The organism is Pseudomonas sp. BR20 (assembly GCF_050780135.1).
Lineage (GTDB): Bacteria > Pseudomonadota > Gammaproteobacteria > Pseudomonadales > Pseudomonadaceae > Aquipseudomonas.
This window is the reverse complement of the sequence record NZ_CP172012.1, coordinates 586125-607779: the sequence shown is the minus strand read 5'-3', so window position 1 is coordinate 607779 and position 21655 is coordinate 586125. Positions and strand designations below refer to the sequence as shown.

General features: G+C 60.9%; 16 protein-coding genes. 7 read left to right on the top strand and 9 right to left on the bottom strand.

The features are described 5' to 3' along the window. Positions 1-32 precede the first annotated feature (32 nt). The 3 genes from ACHPFG_RS02655 to ACHPFG_RS02645 form a co-directional block, all read right to left on the bottom strand. Positions 33-1385, bottom strand: a complete 1353-nt coding sequence (locus ACHPFG_RS02655; RefSeq protein WP_431703430.1) for a DUF3999 domain-containing protein — start codon at positions 1383-1385, stop codon at positions 33-35. Next, positions 1385-4900, bottom strand: coding sequence for a DUF2339 domain-containing protein (locus ACHPFG_RS02650; RefSeq protein WP_431701541.1), 3516 nt, complete (start codon positions 4898-4900; stop codon positions 1385-1387). The genes ACHPFG_RS02655 and ACHPFG_RS02650 overlap by 1 nt, the downstream gene beginning before the upstream one ends. A 157-nt stretch (positions 4901-5057) precedes the next feature. After that, positions 5058-7508, bottom strand: a complete 2451-nt coding sequence (locus ACHPFG_RS02645; protein WP_131696904.1) for a glycogen/starch/alpha-glucan phosphorylase — start codon at positions 7506-7508, stop codon at positions 5058-5060. Between the two features lie 239 nt (positions 7509-7747). Between ACHPFG_RS02645 and ACHPFG_RS02640 the strand changes: the two genes are divergently transcribed. Continuing rightward, positions 7748-8182 (top strand): YkgJ family cysteine cluster protein, encoded by a 435-nt coding sequence (locus tag ACHPFG_RS02640; RefSeq protein WP_024072902.1) that lies wholly within the window; start codon positions 7748-7750, stop codon positions 8180-8182. Between the two features lie 187 nt (positions 8183-8369). Here the strand turns inward: ACHPFG_RS02640 and typA are convergent, their stop codons facing one another. Next, positions 8370-10190 (bottom strand): translational GTPase TypA, encoded by a 1821-nt coding sequence (gene typA / locus ACHPFG_RS02635; RefSeq protein ID WP_024072901.1) that lies wholly within the window; start codon positions 10188-10190, stop codon positions 8370-8372. Between the two features lie 139 nt (positions 10191-10329). Beyond that, positions 10330-11784 carry a tRNA uracil 4-sulfurtransferase ThiI gene (thiI, locus tag ACHPFG_RS02630; protein ID WP_431701540.1) on the bottom strand — a complete coding sequence of 485 codons (1455 nt, stop codon included), beginning with the start codon at positions 11782-11784 and terminating at the stop codon, positions 10330-10332. A gap of 334 nt (positions 11785-12118) precedes the next feature. On the opposite strand from thiI, the gene glnA reads away from it, so the two are divergent. The 4 genes from glnA (at position 12119) to ntrC (ending at position 17003) form a co-directional block, all read left to right on the top strand. Beyond that, entirely contained in the window at positions 12119-13525 is a 1407-nt protein-coding gene (gene glnA, locus ACHPFG_RS02625; protein WP_024072899.1) for a glutamate--ammonia ligase, read from the top strand. 111 nt (positions 13526-13636) lie between these two features. Continuing rightward, entirely contained in the window at positions 13637-14173 is a 537-nt protein-coding gene (locus ACHPFG_RS02620) for a chorismate mutase (RefSeq protein WP_145335877.1), read from the top strand. A gap of 311 nt (positions 14174-14484) precedes the next feature. Continuing rightward, positions 14485-15570, top strand: coding sequence for a nitrogen regulation protein NR(II) (glnL, locus tag ACHPFG_RS02615; RefSeq protein WP_131696908.1), 1086 nt, complete (start codon positions 14485-14487; stop codon positions 15568-15570). Next, complete coding sequence (ntrC, locus tag ACHPFG_RS02610; RefSeq protein ID WP_027605069.1) at positions 15567-17003, top strand: nitrogen regulation protein NR(I); 1437 nt, start codon at positions 15567-15569, stop codon at positions 17001-17003. The genes glnL and ntrC overlap by 4 nt, the downstream gene beginning before the upstream one ends. Positions 17004-17618: 615 nt before the next feature. Here the strand turns inward: ntrC and ACHPFG_RS02605 are convergent. Continuing rightward, entirely contained in the window at positions 17619-18059 is a 441-nt protein-coding gene (locus ACHPFG_RS02605; RefSeq protein ID WP_431701539.1) for a hypothetical protein, read from the bottom strand. Between ACHPFG_RS02605 and ACHPFG_RS02600 the strand changes: the two genes are divergently transcribed. Next, entirely contained in the window at positions 18058-18513 is a 456-nt protein-coding gene (locus ACHPFG_RS02600; RefSeq protein WP_010563141.1) for a tRNA (cytidine(34)-2'-O)-methyltransferase, read from the top strand. The two genes, ACHPFG_RS02605 and ACHPFG_RS02600, sit on opposite strands and share 2 nt — an antisense overlap. A 126-nt stretch (positions 18514-18639) precedes the next feature. Here ACHPFG_RS02600 and secB read toward each other — a convergent pair whose 3' ends face one another. The 3 genes from secB to ACHPFG_RS02585 are packed head-to-tail and all read right to left on the bottom strand — an operon-like array spanning position 18640 to position 19831. Then, a complete protein-coding gene (gene secB, locus ACHPFG_RS02595; RefSeq protein WP_014716520.1) occupies positions 18640-19119 on the bottom strand; it encodes a protein-export chaperone SecB in 480 nt (159 codons plus the stop codon). Positions 19120-19161: 42 nt separating this feature from the next. Continuing rightward, positions 19162-19416: a glutaredoxin 3 gene (grxC, locus tag ACHPFG_RS02590; RefSeq protein WP_033896917.1), complete on the bottom strand. Its 255-nt coding sequence runs from the start codon at positions 19414-19416 to the stop codon at positions 19162-19164. Position 19417: 1 nt separating this feature from the next. Continuing rightward, positions 19418-19831: a rhodanese-like domain-containing protein gene (locus ACHPFG_RS02585; protein ID WP_131696911.1), complete on the bottom strand. Its 414-nt coding sequence runs from the start codon at positions 19829-19831 to the stop codon at positions 19418-19420. 151 nt (positions 19832-19982) lie between these two features. On the opposite strand from ACHPFG_RS02585, the gene gpmI reads away from it, so the two are divergent. Beyond that, on the top strand, positions 19983-21509 hold the full coding sequence (gene gpmI / locus ACHPFG_RS02580; protein WP_131696912.1) for a 2,3-bisphosphoglycerate-independent phosphoglycerate mutase: 1527 nt from the start codon (positions 19983-19985) through the stop codon (positions 21507-21509). Positions 21510-21655 lie beyond the last annotated feature (146 nt).

Below are 21655 nucleotides of genomic sequence, written 5' to 3'. Positions count from 1 at the left end.
GATTAAAACCCAATAGAGTTCATGGACTTTATTTAACGTGCCACCGGCGGCTTGCGCAGCAAACTGTAGGCCATGGCTCCCAGTGCTGCCACGCCGAGCAGTAACACGGCCCAGAGTCCGAATGTTTTCCAGTTCGGCCCGCTGTCGACAGCCGCTGTGACCACCGGCGAAGTGACCACGACGGCCCCGGCCACCTTGGCCTGACCCATCGTGTTGAGGCGCTCGGCGTTGTAATCGGGGATCAGCGTCGACAGCGGCAGGTTCGCCGCCTTCGCCGAGGCATTCCCCAAAGCCAGCGTGAACGGTGGCTCGCCCCGCGCCAGGAACACCAACTGCGTGGCGCGCACCGCGAAGTGCAGGGCCGGCGCTTCGACGCCCAGGCCGCCGCCGCGCTCGTCGACCTGCAACTTGAGTTCGGTGACCGTCTGGCCGGGCAGCTGCAATTCGTCCTGCACCACGTCCTGGCCATTCTGGGTCAGGCGATACAGCAAACCATTGCTCAACGGCTGCCAGGCCTGATTGCCATCGCGTCGCCCCGCCAAGGTCACCGGCGCCAGCGTATTGGGCTGCTTCAACTCGATACGCAAGCGCTCGACACCCAGCCCGGTGGGCAGCTTCCAGCTGTACTCGCCCGCCTTGAGCCGCGCGCCCGAGAGCGGCTGCGACCATACCAGCGGCATCGGCAGGCTGCTGCTGGTTGCACTGGCCAACTTGGCCGAGGTCAGCAACGGCGCCGCTTGCCCCTTCCACACCAGGCGCAGGTAACGCGCGGATTGCCCCGGCAAGCTGACGTCATGCTGCTCGACCCGCTCGTCGGCAAACGACAAACGCGCCACTTGCCCATCCCCCCAGGATTCCCAGTGCTGCAAGTCATCACTGGCTTCAATGCTGAAGCGCTGGAAGCCCTCTTGCTCGCGACTCCAGTCCAGGCTCAACTGCTGCAACGGCGCCTTGATCCTACTGGCGTCGAGCACCCAGCCGCGCAGCACCTGCTTGCCCGGCTTCGGTGCGGTGGACGGTTTGATTTCCACCAGGGTGCCTTCGGCCGTGGTTTTCATCACGACACCGGGCAAGGTTGCCTGGGTGTCGGCGGCGTACAGCGGAAACCACTTCACGTCGGTGACTTCACGACGTTCGGTGCGTTGCGACGCTTGATGCGACAGCGCGTAGGCCTGGGGTTCACCGGCAGCGTTAAAAACGCGCACATCGCTGAGGTCAGCCTGGCGCGCATTCAGTTGCACGGCCAACGGCAACTCAAGGCGATACCAGGGGCCGTTGCCGCTGACGCTCAGCGGCACCTGGCTGCTGAAGTCGGCCGGCGTTTCCTGCGCCCACACCGAAAACGTCGTACACATGCCCAGCACGACCACGCTCAACTTACCGATCAAGAGGATGCTCCTTCAGTTTCCAACACAGGTTCGGCACGCTTGGGCGGCAGCGGCGCAAAGTAGCCCACCACCAGCAACAACCCGCCTACGCCGATAAACGACACGATCCGCGCCAGGCCGCCACGGTTGCTCAGCTCGACAAAGAACAGCTTGGCCACCACCACCGCGATCAGCGCCGCGCCGATCAGCCACACTTCGCGGCGATGGCGCAGGTGGCCGCCGATCATCAGGCCGAGGGCGATCAAGGTCCAGACAATCGACAGGCCCGCTTGCACCAACATCGACTCCAGCAACGCATCCAGATGGAACGGCACGCCGCCCCAGTGGTGTGCGGTGCGCATCACCAGGGCCGTAAAGAACGCGAACAACGAGATACCCGCAATGCCTTGGGCGATCAATTCAGCGCGTGGCCCTCGCTGCGGCGCCACGCTGCGCGACCACAGGTACACGCCCAGCAGCGCAAACAGCAAGCCCAGATCCAGCGGGTTGAGCAACGGCACATAGGGCAACGGCTTGGCCGTGCCGTCGCTGAAGGTATTCGCCAGCCAGAACCAGCCCAGCATCAGCACCGCCAATGGGAGTGCCGCCAGCACTCGATATTCCCGTGGATACGCCGACACCGGCCACGGCCAGTTGCGCGGTGCAGCAGCCAGCACCAGATACAGACTTGGCAGGATCGCCCAGCCCAACCAGCGCCAGGCGTTGTATTCGCTCGACAGCAACAACAGGCCGTAGCGCAGTTCCAGCGCCAATACACCGATCAACATCCAGCAACCCAACACATGAGCAACGCTCAGGACGTTGGCCGGCACCACCGTCGCCAAACGCCGCAGCGCGATGAAATGCACGCCAAATACCGCCAACCAGGCGAGCCAGCCGTACTGCGCCGCCGGGTGGTAATAGTGATGCGCGGACACCAGCAGCACCAGGCCCGCCGCCGGCATCAACAAGATGCACAACACGCCCAGCGATGCCCAGCGCAGCCGCGTCGCGAGCAGCGCCCAGATCGCCACGCTGACCGCCGCTATACCCAGCAGGAACGAGCCCTGGAGCTCGTCGGGAATAAACCGCAGCACTTCAGCGATCAGCGCCAACGCCCACCACGCCGCGCCCCACACCAGCAGCAGGTCAGACAGGCGTTGCAGCTTGAGTACGGCAAACACCGGCGCATGGGGCTCACGTTGCAAGCGCCAGGCACCGATCAAGGCGGCCAGGCCCAACACCATCGGCGTCCAGAAACCGCTATGCCCCAGTGGACGCAAACCCTCGCTGCTCAGAGGCCCGAGCAACTCCGGCACCGCCAGCAGGAACGACGCGCCGCCGATCACTTGCAGCAGTAACCCAAACACGAAACTGACGCGCTGTTGCAGGTACAGGCTCAACCAGATGATCAACAACCCACTGGCCGCCCACACACCACTGGCGCTTTCCCATGGCAGTACAAACAACACGGCGAGATTGATCAGCACCAACCCGGCCAACAGCACCACGGACAGCCCGCGCAACAGGCGCACATCGCTGCGTACCATGTCGTCACGCGCCGCCAGCAGCATGCCGCCGATCAACGCCAGGCCGATCAACGACGCGGTGAGCAGGCCGTTCCAGCCGGCGTTGAATACCGCTGCCGAGTCGCCGCCTTGCAAGCGCAGCAGGAACAACGCCCCGCCCAGCAGTTGCACGGCAAACGCCGTGAACAGGAAGGTGCGCGAGCCAATCCGCAAGCCGATAAACAGTGTCGCCAGACCCGCGAGCGCCCAACTGATGGCAACGCCTTGAGTCAGCAACAGCAGCGGCGCGAGCAAGTACACACAGATCAGGCCGAAGCTGGCCAGAACCGGCAGGCCCTTGCGCTCCCAGTCTGCCGCCTGCTCCAGCGTGGCCCTGCGCAGTTGGTCGAAGCTGAACAACAACGCCGCGCCCAACAACAGCGCCCCCAAGGGCGCCCCCTCCAGCAGCGTGTGTTCGCCGATGCGCAGTTCACTGAGAAACGCCAGCGCCGAGCCCAATTGCAGCAACAGGCCAAATGCCCGCGCCAACGGCCGCTGCTGACGCAAGCCGAGCCAGAAGATCCCGGCGCCCTCCACGGCCCAGGCGGCGGCGGTCCAGCGTGCATCAAGGCCCAGGGGAATCGCCAGGCTGGCAAAGATCACGCCCAAGGCCAGGCAGGTTTCCGCCAGCAGCAAGGCGCGCCCGCCACTGAGCACGCGGGCCAGGCTCATGTAGAGGATGCCCAGGCCCAGCGCGCTGAACGCAGCGGCGAACTCAAGGTGCTGGACCAGCGCGAATTGCAGGCCAAAACCCACCAGCGGCGGACCGAACAGCATGCTGCCGTCGACGTAATCGCCTTTGGATGCCGACCAGCGCAATAACGCATCACGGCCTTCGGGTGCATCGCCCATCTCCCGCAACTTGCGCCGGGCGAACAACAGGCCGATAGCCAGGTACATCAGGAAAAACAGGATCAGGAACGGCTCGGTACTCCACAGCAGTTCCGGCGCATAGGAACGCATGCCCCAGGCAAAGCCGATACCGAAGGTGCCGACAAAGCCGATCAGGTTGAGCAAGCGCCAGGCCTTGAACCACGCGATGGCAAGGATACCGGCGTTGAGCAGGGCAAAATAACTGAACAGCACGACGTGGTTGCCGGCGCCGGTCGACGTCAGGATCGGTGCCGCGAAGCCGCCGAGCGCTGCCGCACAGGCCAGTCCCAACGCATCCTGGGTAATCGCCAGGATCGCCGAGAACACCGTGACCGCTACCAGCAAGCCCAGCGCCGCGCTCGGGTCGATCAACGGGTGCAGGCGCATCGCGGCAAACACCGTCAGGTACAGCACCGCAATGCCGGTGCCTTGCAGCATCAAGCCGTAGTTGCTGTTGCGCAGCCGCAGCCACCAGCCAAGGCCCAGCAGGCCAAGGGCCGCTGCAGCAACCCCGGCGTAACGCAGCTCGATCGGCACCACCATGCCTTCGGTGGCGTAGCGCAGCAGGAAGGCCAGGCCGAGGAACAGCAGGACCACGCCGACACGCAGCACGGTGTTGCCACCAAACAGCCAATTGCGTGCGCCGCTGATGGCACGTTCGATCAGGTTGGGGCCACGGGGAGCGACAGGTTCTTGAGGCGGGCGTGGCGTCGGGGCAGGCGTCCAGACGTCATCCGGCAGTGGTTGGCTCGGTTCGGCGACCATCGCGACAGGCGCCAATTCAGCCGGCAGCTCCCACACCAGTTCAGGCGCCTTGGCGACAGGTGCCGGCTCAGGGACAGGTGTTTCGACAATGACAGGGCTCGTCGACGTGGGTATTTCCAGTTGCCGCAGGCGCTCACCCAGGGCGATCAGCGCCTTCTGCGTGGTTTCCAACTGAGCAGCCTGCTGCTGCGCCTGGGTCGCCAGCTTGGACAGGCGAATCGCCTGGCCAATGCCCAACCCCAACAGCGCACCGATGCCCGCATCGTAGAACGACTCATCGAGCGTCCAGCCGAGCACCAGGCCAATCAGCATGAAAATCCATTGCATGGTCGATATTCCCTAAGCAAACCGGCGCTCAGTATATCGACGCGGACCTAATGTGGGAGGGGGCTTGCTCCCGATAGCGGTGTACCAGTCGACATATCTGCAAACTGACACTCTGCTATCGGGAGCAAGCCCCCTCCCACATTTGCTATCGCAGTGTTTAGTCCAGGGCTTTCCAGATCTCGGTAGCGTACTCGCGGATCGTCCGGTCCGACGAGAACCAGCCCATCCGTGCGGTATTGAGCACCGCCGAACGCCACCACGCCTTGGAATCATGCCAATGCGCCTCGACCCGCGCCTGGGCATCCCAGTAGGAATCGAAATCGGCACAGACCAGGAATCGGTCGTAGTCGATCAACCCGTCGATCAAGCCCACATAGCGGCCCGGATCATCCGGCGAAAACACCCCGCCCCGAATCGCTTGCAGCACGTCGTTCAGACGATGGGACGCAGCAATGTCGGGCCCGGCGTTGAATTCACCGGCATGTTTACGCGCCTCGACCTGCTGCGCGCTGAGGCCGAAGATAAACATGTGATCGGCCCCTACGCGCTCGTGCATTTCCACATTGGCGCCGTCCATGGTGCCGATGGTCAGCGCGCCGTTGAGGCCGAACTTCATGTTACTGGTGCCCGATGCTTCAAAGCCGGCGGTGGAGATCTGCTCCGACAAGTCCGCCGCCGGGATGATGCTTTCCGCCAGGCTGACGTTGTAGTTGGGCAGGAACACCACCTTGAGCAAGCCGCGCACGGTCGGGTCGTTGTTGACGGTGCGCGCGATGTCGTTGGTCAGCTTGATGATCAACTTGGCCTGGTGATAACTGGCCGCCGCCTTGCCCGCGAAGATCTTCACCCGTGGCACCCAGTCGGTGCCCGGCTCGGCACGGATCGCCTGGTACAGCGCCACGGTGTGCAGCAGGTTCAGCAGTTGGCGCTTGTATTCGTGAATACGCTTGACCTGCACGTCGAACATCGCGGCCGGGTTCACCGAAATGCCCAGGCGCTCATGGATGATCTCGGCCAGTGCACGCTTACTGTGCAGGCGCTGGTCGGCGAAGGCTTTGCGGAAGGCCTGTTTCTCGGCGAAGGTTTCCAACTCGCCCAGGCGGGTTTCCATGTTGTCGAGAATGTCCGGGCCCAAGGCGTCCACCAGCATATCGGTGAGCTTGGGGTTCGCCTGGTACAGCCAGCGGCGGAAGGTAATGCCGTTGGTTTTGTTGTTGATGCGCTCGGGGTAGAGCTTGTGCAGTTCGGAGAACACTGTGCTGCGCATCAGTTGGGTGTGCAGGCCGGACACGCCGTTGACGCTGTGGGAGCCGAGGAACGCCAGGTTCCCCATGCGCACACGGCGGCCGTTGTCTTCTTCGATCAGGGAGACGGCGCGCAGCACGTCGAAGTCATGAATACCCTTGGCGCGCAGCGCATCGATGTGCTGGGCGTTGATCAGGTAGATGATCTGCATGTGCCGGGGCAGCATGCGTTCCATCAGGCCGACCGGCCAGGTTTCCAGGGCTTCGGGCAACAGGGTGTGGTTGGTGTACGACAGGGTTTCGACGGTGACATCCCACGCGGCTTCCCACGGAATGTCGTGCAGGTCGACCAACTGGCGCATCAACTCGGCCACGGCGATCGAGGGGTGGGTGTCGTTGAGCTGGATCGCCGCGTGTTCACCCAGGCTCAGGACCGAGCCGTGCATGTTCTTGTGGCGACGCAACAGGTCCTGCAAGGAGGCGGCGACGAAAAAGTATTCCTGGCGCAGGCGCAGTTCCTGCCCCGCTTCGGTGCTGTCCGCCGGGTAAAGCACTCGGGAGATGCTCTCGGCGCGGGCCACTTCGGCGACGGCGCCCAAATGGTCACCGGCGTTGAAGCGTTCCAGGTGCAGGTCTTCCACCGCACGGGCACGCCACAGACGCAAGGTATTCACGCTGGCACCGCGCCAACCGACCACCGGGGTGTCGTAGGCAACCGCGCGCACGGTTTCGTTGGGCGTCCACACCTGGATCTGCTTGCCGGAGGCATCCGGCAGGGTCTCGACGCTGCCGCCAAAGCCAATCGGGTAAATCACCTCGGCCCGTTCGAATTCCCACGGGTTGCCGAAATCCAGCCAGCGCTCGGTCTGCTCCTGCTGCCAGCCATCGACAATCGCCTGGCGGAACAAACCGTGCTCATAACGAATGCCATAGCCGTGGCCGGCGATGCCCAAGGTCGACATGCTTTCCATAAAGCACGCCGCCAGACGGCCCAGGCCGCCGTTGCCGAGCGCCGCGTCGGGCTCGAGCAGGCGGATGCGTTCGAGGTCCACACCGAGCTCAGACAGCGCTTCGCGAGCGATCTCCAGCACGCCGAGGTTGCTCAGGCTGTCGTAGAGCAGACGGCCGATAAGGAATTCCAGGGAGAGGTAATAAACCCGCTTCTGGCCTTTACGGTAGATACGCCGCGTGTGGTCCATCCAGTGGTCGACCATCTGGTCGCGGGCGGCCAGGGCAATGGCTTCGAACCAGTCGTGGTCGAAGGCATGGTCCGGGTCTTTGCCCACCGCGTAGGTGAGTTTGGTCAAGACAGCATCGCGGAATGCGGCTACCTCTGCTTCTCGTGCAAGCGGTTCCTGAGACATCGGTGCGACCTCGGGCGAGATTGAAGGAGTTGCTAGAGCCTAGTCGGTCTGACAGACGGTAGACGCTCTGGTTCGGCAGTTTTTTAACTCATTCACCTTTACAGGCATTTGATGCAGGGGTCGTGCCCGATCTGCCCATGTCCAAGCCTTTGAGCTGAAATACGCAAAATATTGTTCAAAAAAACACCAATCCCGGTATTATCGCGCGCCCGGATACAGCCCCACCTTTTGGAACCCCGATGAAGCCTCAACTGATCGCCGCCGCGGAACTCGACCGTCTCGAGACTTGGCAGAAATATTCCGCCCACATGTGCGGCGGCTGCGTGTCCAGCTGCTGCACACTGCCGGTTGAGGTGAAGATCAAGGACCTGATCCGCATTGGCATCGTCGATGAGTTCGAGCGCGGCGACCCGCCGAAGAACATCGCCAAGCGGTTGCAGAAGGAAGGCATCGTCGAGCGATACAACAACAAATCCGAGATTTTTACCCTGCAGCGCATGAGCAACAACGACTGCCTGTACCTGGATCGTAAGACGCGCTTCTGCACTATTTATGACAAGCGCCCGGATACCTGCCGCAACCACCCGAAAATCGGGCCGCGGCCGGGGTATTGCGCGTACAAGCCGAAGGAAGTGGTGCGCGAGACCAAATTCAAGACCCTCGATAAGTTCTGATTCGGGTTTTGTGGGGCTCTCAAGGGGCCCATCGGGGGCAAGCCCCCTCCCACATTGGAATGCATTTCAAATGTGGGAGGGGGCTTGCACCCCGATGAGGTTGGTACAGCCACCACCAAAACTGCAGACATAAAAAAACGCCCCCGGCCTTTCGACCGGGGGCGTTTTTCATTCAGCCTGAGTTAACTCAGTTCTTGGCTTTCTTGGCAGCGCGGGTACGCTCGCCTTCGTCCAGGATCTTCTTACGCAGGCGGATCGACTTCGGCGTCACTTCGCACAGCTCGTCGTCCTGGATGAATTCCAGGGCCTGTTCCAGGGTGAAGCGAACAGGTGGAACCAGGGCGATGGTTTCGTCTTTACCCGAAGCACGCATGTTGTCGAGCTTCTTGCCTTTGGTTGGGTTGACGCCCATGTCGTTGTCACGGCTGTTCAGGCCAACGATCTGACCGTTGTAGATCTCTTGACCGTGTTCAACGAACAGCTTGCCACGCGCCTGGAGGGTTTCCAGGGAGTAGGTCAGTGCCTTGCCGGTTTCTACCGAGACCAGAACACCGTTCTGACGGCCGGACATGTCGCCGGACTTCATGGTGTCGTAGCGATCAAAGATCGAGGTCAGGATGCCAGCACCGTTGGTCAGGGTCAGGAACTGGTTACGGAAACCAATCAGGCCACGAGCAGGGATGTTGTATTCCAAACGCACACGGCCTTTGCCATCCGGCACCATGTTGGTCAGGTCGCCCTTACGCAGGCCCATCTCTTCCATGACCTTGCCCTGGGATTCTTCAGGGGTGTCGATGGTGACGTTTTCGAACGGTTCCTGCTTCACGCCGTCAACAGTACGGATGATCACTTCAGGACGACCAACGCCCATTTCGAAGCCTTCGCGACGCATGGTTTCGATCAGTACCGAGAGGTGCAGCTCACCACGGCCGGAAACCTTGAACTTGTCAGCCGAGTCGCCTTCTTCAACGCGCAGTGCAACGTTGTACAGCAGCTCTTTGTCCAGACGTTCCTTAATGTTACGGGAAGTCACGAACTTGCCTTCTTTACCGCAGAAAGGCGAGTCGTTTACCTGGAAGGTCATGGAAACGGTTGGCTCGTCAACGGTTAGAGGCTTCATCGCCTCGACAGTGTCCGGCTGGCACAGGGTGTCGGAGATGAACAGCGAGTCCATACCGCTGACGCACACGATGTCGCCGGCGAAGGCTTCTTCAACGTCGATACGGTGCAGGCCGTGGTGACCCATCAGCTTCAGGATACGACCGTTACGCTTCTTGCCGTCGGCGCCGATAGCGACAACCGGGGTGTTCGGCTTGACGCTACCACGGGCGATACGGCCAACGCCGATAACACCCAGGAAGCTGTTGTAGTCCAGTGCCGAGATTTGCATCTGGAACGGACCGTCACGGTCAACCTTCGGTGGTGGAACGTGGTCAACGATCGCCTGGTACAGCGGGGTCATGTCTTCCGCCATGGCGGTGTGTTCCAGACCGGCAATACCGTTCAGGGCCGAGGCGTAGATCACTTGGAAATCAAGTTGCTCTTCGGTGGCGCCCAGGTTGTCGAACAGGTCGAAGATCTGGTCCAGAACCCAGTCCGGACGCGCGCCTGGACGGTCAACCTTGTTGATGCACACGATCGGACGCAGGCCGGCTTCGAAAGCCTTCTTGGTCACGAAACGGGTTTGCGGCATAGGGCCGTCTTGAGCGTCAACCAGCAGCAGAACGGAGTCAACCATCGACATTACGCGTTCTACTTCCCCGCCGAAGTCGGCGTGGCCCGGGGTGTCCACGATGTTGATGTGGTAGCCGTTCCAGTTGATAGCGGTGTTTTTAGCCAGGATGGTAATACCGCGCTCTTTTTCCTGGTCGTTGGAGTCCATCACGCGCTCGTCGTTGAGCTCGTTGCGCTCCAGGGTGCCGGATTGACGCAGGAGTTTGTCTACCAGGGTGGTTTTACCATGGTCAACGTGGGCAATGATGGCGATGTTACGTAGATTTTCGATCACTTGTGTATCTCGATCAGAGGATTCGGTGTGCTGACAGGTCGTGGCAGCGATTAACAGTAGAGTCAGGCCTTGCCGTTACAGCTTGACGGCAGAGTCGGGGGGCCGGTGACGCAGGCCACAGGCAAACAGCCCCGGGCTCTTAGCTCGGTCGATAAACGCGCACATTGGCATGCCCCTCACTGAGCAAATGGTGGGCATGCAGGCGACTCATCACGCCTTTGTCGCAATACAGCAGGTACTGACGGCTGTTATCCAGTTCCTTGAAACGCGCGTTCAATGCATAAAACGGCAGCGTTTGTACGTCGATGCCGGCGACTTCCAGCGGCTCATCTTCAGCGGCATCCGGGTGACGGATGTCGATGACGATCTGACCGGCCAGGGCTTCGCCAACTTCTTCGATCTGCACATCCTGGCCCAACTCGTCGATAACACGATCGATCGGGACCAGCTTGGCGTTCTGGAGCGCACGCTCCAGAACCGCCATATCAAACTGTTGTTCTTCGTACTCCACGCGGTTGCGCTTGGCGTGGGTCTTGGGGTTCACCGAAATGACCCCGCAGTATTCAGGCATGTGCCTGGCAAAGTCGGCGGTGCCGATTGCTTCTGCCAAGTCGATGATGTCCTGCTTGTGGCTGGCGATCAGCGGGCGCAATACCAGCTTCTCGGTCACGCAGTCGATCAACGACAGGTTCGGCAGCGTCTGGCTGGAAACCTGGGAAATCGCTTCACCGGTCACCAGTGCGTCGATCTGCAACTGATCGGCGATTCGGGACGCGGCGCGCAACATCATACGCTTCAAAACTACGCCCATATGACTGTTATCGACTTTACCGAGAATTTCGCCCAGCACTTCCTCGAACGGTACGCTCACAAATAGCACGCGCTGGGAGCTGCCGTACTTCTTCCAGATAAAGTGCGCAACTTCCATCACGCCCAATTCGTGTGCACGCCCGCCCAGGTTAAAGAAGCAGAAGTGGCTCATCAGGCCGCGGCGCATGATCTGGTAGGCCGCCACCGTGGAATCGAAACCGCCGGACATGAGGACCAGGGTCTGTTCCAGGGCGCCCAGCGGGTAGCCGCCGATGCTGTCGTGCTGACTGTGAATCACAAACAACCGTTGGTCGCGAATTTCCATGCGCACTTCAATTTGCGGCGCCTTGAGGGAAATCCCGGCGGCGCCGCACTCGCGACGCAGCTTGCTGCCGACGTATTTCTCGACGTCCATGGAGCTGAATGGGTGCTTGCCGGCACGCTTGCAGCGCACCGAAAAAATCTTGCCTTCAAGGCTGTCGCCGAAGTGCCGTTTGCATTTTTCGGTGATGTCGTCGAAGTCGCCCAGCGGGTACTCATCCACCTGCAGGAAATGCGCGATACCCGGCATGCAGCTCAGGCGCTCGGTCATGTCCTTCAAGGCTTTGGCGTCGGTCAGGCGGGTTTCCAGCTCGAGGTTGTCCCACACACCGTTCACCACCACAGCCGGGTCCAGATCGCGGAGCACGGCACGGATGTTCTTGGCCAACTGACGGATGAAACGCATCCGTACCGGTCGGCTCTTGATGGTGATCTCGGGGAAGACTTTAACGATTAATTTCATGGAAACAGCGCGCGCAGGGCCTGCCGAAAAAGGGGGGCGCGGATTATAGCGGAAATCGCTCAAGGTTTAACCAGTTAATATGCACAACACTCATCACGCACTAAAGAGGTGCATTTGCATCGCCAGGCGCTACATTTCAGTGCTCGAATTTCGGACTTTTGTCGCTATGTACCTTTTATAGGGCGTTTTTGGAGCAAAAAACCCATGTTGGCGCACTGGCATGCAATTTGCTCTCTTGTGAGGCAGGTTGCCATGGCGGACTATCCGCGCCGGCATCACCCACATTCTAAGGGCTAACTCCACTACCCCAGCCCGAAGCCACCCGGAGGACACTATGTCGAAGTCGGTTCAACTCATCAAAGATCATGACGTTAAATGGATTGATCTGCGCTTCACGGACACCAAAGGCACTCAGCACCACGTGACCATGCCGGCTCGCGACGCGCTGGATGATGCTTTCTTCGAAGAAGGCAAAATGTTCGACGGTTCCTCCATCGCTGGCTGGAAAGGCATCGAAGCTTCCGACATGATCCTGATGCCGGACGACAGCACTGCCGTCCTCGACCCGTTCACCGAAGACCCAACCCTGATCATCGTCTGCGACGTGATCGAGCCTTCGACCATGCAAGGCTACGACCGCGACCCACGTGCGATCGCCAAGCGTGCCGAGGAATACCTGAAGTCGACCGGTATCGGCGACACCGTATTCGTAGGCCCGGAACCAGAATTCTTCATCTTTGATTCGGTCAAGTTCAAGTCCGACATCTCCGGTTCCATGTTCAAGATTTTCTCCGAACAAGGTTCGTGGATGTCCGACCAGGACGTGGAAGGCGGCAACAAAGGCCACCGTCCAGGCATCAAAGGTGGCTACTTCCCAGTTCCGCCGTTCGACCACGACCACGAAATCCGTACCTCCATGTGCAACGCCATGGAAGAAATGGGCCTGGTCATCGAAGTTCACCACCACGAAGTGGCGACTGCCGGCCAGAACGAAATCGGTGTGAAATTCAACACCCTGGTTGCCAAGGCTGACGAAGTCCAGACCCTGAAGTACTGCGTACACAACGTGGCTGATGCCTACGGCCGTACCGCTACCTTCATGCCTAAGCCGCTGTACGGCGATAACGGTTCGGGTATGCACGTTCACCTGTCCATCGCTAAAGAAGGCAAGAACACCTTCGCTGGCGAAGGTTATGCCGGCCTGTCCGACACCGCCCTGTACTTCATCGGCGGCATCATCAAGCACGGTAAGGCCCTGAACGGCTTCACCAACCCGTCGACCAACTCCTACAAGCGTCTGGTCCCAGGTTTCGAAGCACCGGTAATGCTGGCCTACTCGGCTCGCAACCGTTCCGCCTCGATCCGTATTCCTTACGTGTCCAGCCCGCGCGCTCGCCGTATCGAAGCCCGCTTCCCGGATCCGGCAGCCAACCCATACCTGGCCTTCGCTGCCCTGGTCATGGCTGGCCTGGACGGTATCCAGAACAAGATCCACCCTGGCGACGCCGCCGACAAAAACTTGTACGACCTGCCGCCTGAAGAGGCCAAAGAGATCCCACAAGTGTGCGGCAGCCTGAAAGAAGCCCTGGAAGAGCTGGACAAGGGCCGTGCGTTCCTGACCAAAGGCGGCGTATTCAGCGACGACTTCATCGATGCCTACATCGAGCTGAAAAGCGAAGAAGAAATCAAAGTACGCACCTTCGTACACCCACTGGAATACGAGCTGTACTACAGCTGCTGATCCGGTAGCGCTGCTTGACGCAGCGTGAAGAAAAAGGCCTCCTTCGGGAGGTCTTTTTTTGCCCGGGAATTAACCCGAATCCCCCCACTCCCTCCCACAAGGAGATCAGCATTGAAACGTCGACTTGCGTTCGCTTTAGTGTTTTTCAGCGCCAGCGCATTGGCTGCGCCACCCACTCTTGAGCCGCTGCTCAACAGCATCGCCGAACGCCTGGAGATCGCCGACCAGGTGGCCCTGAGCAAATGGGACAGCAAAAAACCTGTAGAGGATAAGAAGCGCGAACAAGAGGTGATCGCCAGTGTCGTCGCCCAGGCGCCGAGCTACAAACTGGCCCCCGCCGCCGCCGAGCAATTTTTCTCGGCACAGATCGAGGCAAACAAGCTGGTGCAGTACACCCACTTGTCCGATTGGCAGTTCCAGGGCAAGGCACCCGACGACCCGCGCCCGGACCTGGTGAAGCAGATTCGCCCGCAACTGGATCAATTGCAAAAACGCCTGCTGCAACAACTGGCGGACTTCACCCCACAACGTACCGACCCGCAGTGCCCTCAATGGCTGGCCGAAGCAGTGCATGAGCCGCTGAACGACCCACTGCGGCAACTGGCGATGATCCGCGCTACGGCCGAGCTGTGTATCTACAAAGACTAAAACTGTAAACCCGATCCAAAAATGTGGGAGAGGGGCAACCCCTCCCAGATTTGATTTGTGTGATTTCGGCACTTCCTGAACAACCTTCACAAAACCGCACTATATTGGTGCGACATCCTGCACCCTTCCCAACGACTCACACCATTTTGGTTCGAAACTTCCCGATCAAGCTGGCAGAACGCCACAGTTTCGCGCCTTAAACCCCTATTTCAGGGGTTTAACGCTTCTTTTCGGAGCCTTGGTTTGTTTTTTGCATTTTCCTTGTATCAGCGTGTGCCTCAAGCCCGCGCCTTGCTCCAAAAGAGGTCCCGATGACCATCAGCGATGCACTGCACCGTTTGCTACTCGACAACCTGACCACCGCGACCATCCTGCTCAATGACGACCTGCGCCTTGAGTACATGAACCCGGCGGCGGAAATGCTCCTGGCCATCAGTGGCCAGCGCAGCCATGGGCAGTTCATCAGCGAATTGTTCACCGAGTCGGCCGAAGCCTTGAGTTCGTTGCGCCAAGCCGTGGAGCAGGCACATCCGTTCACCAAGCGTGAAGCGATGCTCACGGCACTGACCGGCCAGACGCTGACCGTCGACTACGCCGTGACCCCGATCCTGAGCAACGGCGCCACCCTGCTGCTGCTTGAAGTGCACCCCCGCGACCGCCTGCTGCGAATCACCAAGGAAGAAGCCCAGCTGTCCAAGCAGGAAACCAGCAAGATGCTGGTACGCGGCCTGGCCCATGAGATCAAGAACCCGCTGGGTGGCATTCGCGGCGCGGCGCAGTTGCTGGCGCGCGAGCTGCCGGACGAGCACCTCAAGGACTACACCAACGTCATCATCGAAGAGGCTGACCGCCTGCGTAACCTGGTGGACCGCATGCTCGGCTCCAACAAGCTGCCGTCGCTGGCGATGACCAACGTGCACGAAGTACTGGAGCGCGTCTGTCAGTTGGTCGAGGCCGAAAGCCAGGGTTGCATCACCTTGGTGCGCGACTACGACCCGAGCATTCCCGACGTATTGATCGACCGCGAGCAAATGATCCAGGCGGTGCTCAATATCGTACGCAATGCCATGCAGGCCATCAGCAGCCAGAACGAGTTGCGCCTGGGCCGCATCAGCCTGCGCACCCGCGCCCTGCGCCAGTTCACCATCGGCCACGTGCGCCATCGCCTGGTGACCAAGGTTGAGATCATCGACAACGGCCCAGGCATCCCTGCGGAACTTCAGGAAACCATCTTCTTTCCCATGGTCAGCGGCCGCCCGGACGGTACCGGGCTGGGCCTGGCCATTACCCAGAACATCATCAGCCAGCACCAGGGTCTGATCGAATGTGAGAGCCATCCCGGCCACACCACATTCTCGATCTTTCTGCCTCTGGAACAAGGAGCCTCATCGACATGAGCCGTAGTGAAACTGTGTGGATCGTCGATGACGACCGTTCTATCCGCTGGGTCCTCGAGAAAGCCTTGCAACAGGAAGGCATGACCACCCAGAGCTTCGACAGCGCCGACGGGGTGATGAGCCGCCTGGCGCGTCAGCAGCCCGACGTGATCATCTCCGACATCCGCATGCCCGGCGCCAGTGGCCTGGACCTGCTGGCGCGGATTCGCGAGCAGCACCCGCGCCTGCCGGTGATCATCATGACTGCGCACTCGGATCTGGACAGCGCTGTCGCGTCCTATCAGGGCGGTGCCTTCGAGTACCTGCCCAAGCCGTTTGACGTGGACGAGGCCGTGGCGCTGGTCAAGCGCGCCAACCAGCACGCCCAGGAACAGCAGAACCAGGAAGCCCCGCCGACCCTGACCCGCACCCCGGAAATCATCGGTGAAGCGCCGGCGATGCAGGAAGTGTTTCGCGCCATCGGTCGCTTGAGCCACTCCAACATTACCGTGCTGATCAACGGCGAGTCGGGCACCGGTAAAGAGTTGGTGGCCCACGCCCTGCACCGCCACAGCCCGCGCGCGGCCTCGCCGTTTATCGCGCTGAACATGGCGGCGATTCCCAAGGATCTGATGGAGTCCGAGCTGTTCGGCCATGAGAAAGGCGCGTTCACCGGCGCAGCCAACCTGCGTCGCGGGCGTTTCGAACAGGCGGACGGCGGCACGCTGTTCCTCGATGAAATCGGCGACATGCCGGCCGACACCCAGACCCGCTTGCTGCGCGTACTGGCGGACGGCGAGTTTTACCGCGTGGGCGGGCACACACCGGTCAAGGTCGATGTGCGCATCATCGCCGCGACTCACCAGAACCTGGAAACCCTGGTGCACGCAGGCAAGTTCCGTGAGGACTTGTTCCACCGTCTCAACGTGATCCGCATCCACATCCCACGGATGTCGGACCGCCGCGAAGATATTCCGACCCTCGCCCGCCACTTCCTCAGCCGCGCCGCCCAGGAGCTGGCCGTCGAGCCAAAGTTGCTGAAAAGCGAGACCGAGGAATACCTGAAAAACCTGCCGTGGCCCGGCAACGTGCGCCAGCTGGAGAACACCTGCCGCTGGATCACCGTGATGGCGTCCGGCCGCGAAGTGCACATCGGCGACCTGCCGCCGGAGCTGCTGAGCCTGCCGCAGGATTCAGCCCCTGTGACCAACTGGGAGCAGGCACTGCGCCAATGGGCCGACCAGGCCCTGGCACGCGGCCAGTCGAACCTGCTGGACAGCGCCGTGCCGGCGTTCGAGCGGATCATGATCGAAACGGCCCTGAAGCACACCGCCGGCCGCCGTCGCGATGCCGCCGTGTTGCTGGGTTGGGGTCGCAATACCCTGACGCGCAAGATCAAGGAGTTGGGCATGAAGGTCGATGGTGGTGATGACGATGAGGGCGACGACGCCTGATCTCCAATCTACCGAGGTCTAATGTGGGAAGGGGCTTGCTCCCGATGGCGGAGTGTCAGTCGATATCTATCTGACTGACACTCCGCCATCGGGAGCAAGCCCCCTCCCACATTTGGACCTCCACACAAACTCAGAATCGTGCACCGCTTCAATGCACCCTGTTCTAGCATCGCGCACACGTTCCAAGCCCGAAACAAGCGTTTTGTTAAGAAAATGCTGAACCTCGAAAACACCAAAGCCCCGTATTCCGGGGCTTTGCGCTTTCTGGAGAAATTTTTTTCCACAACTTAGCCACTCTGGCACGCGCCCTGCAATAACCCCAGTACAACCCAGTTTCGGGGACCTTGGTACAGGCAGGCCGAGAATCCCCTCTTTACACCCGGGGTGCTTGATGCGAACCGCGTCGCGCTCCACACCGCTTTCGGGAACCTCGGTACAGGCAGGCCGAGGACTCCCTCTTTAACACCGAAGCCTCTGGCTTCACCCCGTTTTGGGAGCCCTGGTACAGGCAGGCCGGGAACTCCCTTCTTTACACCCGGGGCTTATGTGGCTCAGCGCCCATAGCTCCAGCCCGTTTTGGGAACCTTGGTACAGGCAGGCCGGGGATTCCCTCTTTTATTGCTCTTGGAGATGGATCTCCAGCCGCCAGCGGCCATCGGCCTTCTCCCCTTTCCACTCCCCGCGCAACGGCCGAGCCGCCACCAGGTTCAGCAGCAAGCCCGCATCGGTCTTGCGCACGCGCCAGTTCACATCCTTGTCGTTGACCTTGAGCTGCCCACTGGCGGCCTTGCCTTGCGCGTCGAACAACAGCGCCACGGTGCCGTCGATGTGCTCACCGTGCAGCTTGGGTTCGCTGTTAAACCACACCACCACACCGTCCGCAGCCGTCTCTACCTGCTGCAACTCGACCGGGTCAGGAGTGGTCAGGCGACCGATCATCAGGCCCACCATCAGGCCGACAATCGCCAATGAGCCCATGACCCTCGGCATTAGCCTCGGCCTAGGGTCTTCTTCAGGGGTAGAATGCAGCGCATCTTTGCCTTCGGAGCCGTGCATGTTTCACGTCATCCTTTTTCAACCAGAAATTCCGCCGAATACCGGCAACGTTATCAGGCTGTGCGCCAACAGTGGCTGCCACCTGCATTTGATCGAGCCCCTGGGCTTCGACATGGACGACAAGCGTCTGCGCCGTGCCGGGCTGGACTACCACGAGTACGCCACCCTCCAGCGCCATGCCGACCTGGCCAGCTGCCTGGAAAGCCTCGGACACCCGCGCTTGTTCGCGTTCACCACCAAAGGCTCGCGGCCGTTTCATGATGCCAGCTTTGCCGAGGGCGACGCCTTCCTGTTCGGCCCGGAAAGCCGTGGCCTGCCAGCCGAGGTACTCGACGCCCTGCCCGACGGCCATCGGCTGCGCCTGCCGATGCGCGAAGGCTGCCGCAGCTTGAACCTGTCCAACACCGTCGCCGTTGCCGTCTACGAAGGCTGGCGCCAACTCGGCTTCAAATAGCACACATAACAAATGTGGGAGGGGGCTTGTCCCCGATGGCAGAGTGTCAGTCGACATCTACGTGACTGATCCACCGCTATCGGGAGCAAGCCCCCTCCCACATTGGGTTCTGCATCGGGTTCGAGATTACTGAACCGTCGGCGCGCCTTCCTGTTGCATGCGCTGCAGCTCTTGAGCGTACAGGGCATCGAAGTTCACCGGAGCCAGCATCAGCGCAGGGAACGAACCACGGGTGACCAGGCTGTCCAGGGTCTCGCGGGCATACGGGAACAGGATGTTCGGGCAGAACGCACCCAGGGTGTGGCTCATGGACGCTTCGTCCAGGCCCTGGATCAGGAAGATACCGGCCTGTTGCACTTCAGCGATGAAGGCCACTTCTTCGCCATTCTTGACGGTGACCGACAAGGTCAGCACGACTTCGTGGAAGTCGCCTTCCAGTGCCTTTTGACGGGTGTTCAGGTCCAGGGCAACGCTTGGAGTCCATTCCTGGCGGAAGATCGCCGGGCTTTTCGGCGCTTCGAACGACAGGTCACGCACATAGATACGCTGCAGCGAAAATTGTGGGCCTTGGGCTTCTGCTGCTTCGGTGTTCTGTTGGTCAGTCATCGCAGATCCTTCTTGATCTTGGGGTCTTTTAGGGGTTAGGAGTCAGACGAGCAGCAGCGCATCGAGTTTACCGGCGCGCTCCAGGGCAAACAGGTCGTCGCAACCACCGATGTGCCTGGCGCCGATCCAGATCTGCGGCACGGACGTGCGTCCCGCCTTCTGGGCCATTTCGGCACGCACCTGGGGCTTGCCATCGACCTTGATTTCTTCGAAGGCAACGCCCTTCTTCTCCAGCAGGGCCTTGGCCCGCATGCAGTAAGGGCACCAATCGCTGGAATATACGACGACCTGGCTCATATCACTTCACCAGCGGCAGGTTGTCGGCGCGCCAGCTGCTGATGCCACCGGACAGCTTGGCGGCGATAAAACCGGTCTTGAGCATTTCGCGGGCGTGGGTGCCGGCGTGCTGGCCCTGGGCGTCGACAAGGATGATGGTCTTGGCCTTGTGCTTTTCCAGCTCGGGCAGGCGCGCGATCAGCTTGTCCTGAGGGATGTTCAGGGCACCGACGATGTGGCCGGTGGCGAAATCTTTGGCTGGGCGGATATCCACCACAATGGCCTCATCCTTGTTGACCAGCGCGGTCAGCTCCGACGTGCTCAGGCTGCGGCCACCACGGCTCAATTCGTGAGCGATCAGCAGCGCCAGCAGGATGACGAAGGCACCCACGAGCAGATAGTGGGCAGTGGCAAATGCAATCAGGTGATCAACCATCAAGGAGGTTCCAGGGCGTTAAAATGGCGGTAAGTATACACAGCCGTCAGGGGGGGCCAACCCCCGTAAAGCGGTGACGTGGTCGGAACTTCGCTTTAAACTGCCACTCCCTTTTCAATTGCCTTCCTTTATTACCGCCGCGAGAGGATCTATGACTACCACGCCTAAACCTTTGGTCCTGATAATTCTCGATGGCTTCGGACACAGTGAAAGCCACCACGACAACGCGGTGTACGCGGCCAAGAAGCCGGTACTCGACCGTCTGACCGCGACGGTGCCCAACGGCTTGATCTCCGGCTCAGGCATGGACGTGGGCCTGCCGGACGGCCAGATGGGCAACTCGGAAGTCGGCCACATGAACCTCGGCGCCGGACGAGTGGTATATCAAGACTTCACTCGCGTGACCAAATCGATCCGCGATGGCGAGTTCTTCGAGAACCCGACTATCTGCGCAGCGGTAGATAAAGCAGTGGCCGCCGGCAAGGCCGTGCACTTCATGGGCCTGCTGTCCGACGGCGGCGTTCACAGTCACCAGGACCATCTGGTGGCGATGGCCGAGCTGGCCTTCAAGCGCGGCGCCGACAAGATCTACCTGCACGCCTTCCTCGATGGTCGCGACACCCCGCCAAAAAGCGCGCAATCCTCCATCGAGCTGCTGGACGCCACTTTCGCCGCCCTGGGCAAGGGCCGCATCGCCAGCCTGGTGGGCCGCTACTTCGCCATGGACCGCGACAACCGTTGGGACCGCGTATCCCAGGCCTACAACCTGATCGTCGACGGCCAGGCCGAATTCCACGCCGCCACCGCCCAGGAAGGCCTGGAAGCTGCCTACGCCCGTGGCGAGAGCGATGAATTCGTCAAGGCCACCACCATCGGCGAGCCGGTAAAGGTCGAAGACGGAGACGCAGTGGTGTTCATGAACTTCCGCGCCGACCGTGCCCGCGAGCTGAGCCGTGTGTTTGTCGAAGACGGTTTCAAAGAATTCGAGCGTGCGCGCCAGCCAAAAGTCCAGTACGTCGGCCTGACCCAATACGCCGCCAGCATCCCGGCCCCCGCTGCCTTTGCTGCCGGCAGCCTGGACAACGTGCTGGGCGACTACCTGGCCAAGAACGGCAAGACCCAGCTGCGTATTGCCGAAACCGAGAAATACGCCCACGTGACCTTCTTCTTCTCCGGCGGGCGTGAAGAACCGTTCCCTGGCGAAGAGCGCATCCTGATCCCGTCGCCAAAAGTCGCCACCTACGACCTGCAGCCGGAAATGAGCGCGCCGGAAGTCACCGACAAAATCGTCGACGCCATCGACCACCAGCGCTACGACGTGATCGTGGTCAACTACGCCAACGGTGACATGGTGGGCCACAGCGGCAACCTGGAAGCTGCGACCAAGGCCGTGGAATGCCTTGACCTGTGCGTCGGCCGCATCGTCGACGCCCTGGAAAAAGTCGGCGGCGAGGCGCTGATCACCGCCGACCACGGCAACTGCGAGCAGATGTCCGACGAATCCACAGGCCAGGCCCACACCGCCCACACGACCGAGCCGGTGCCGTTCATCTACGTCGGCAAGCGCGACTTCAAAGTGCGTGATGGCGGCGTGCTGGCGGATGTGGCGCCGACCATGTTGATGCTGATGGGGTTGGAGAAGCCGAAAGAGATGACCGGGACCTCAATTCTGGTCTGATCCAAACAACAGTGTGGGAGGGGGCTTGCCCCCCGATAGCAGTGGGTCAGCCAACACCTATTCAGCTGACACACCGCAATCGGGGGGCAAGCCCCCTCCCACATTGGATCTCCGGCGTTTGGTAGATGTCTTTTTGCCATACCGCC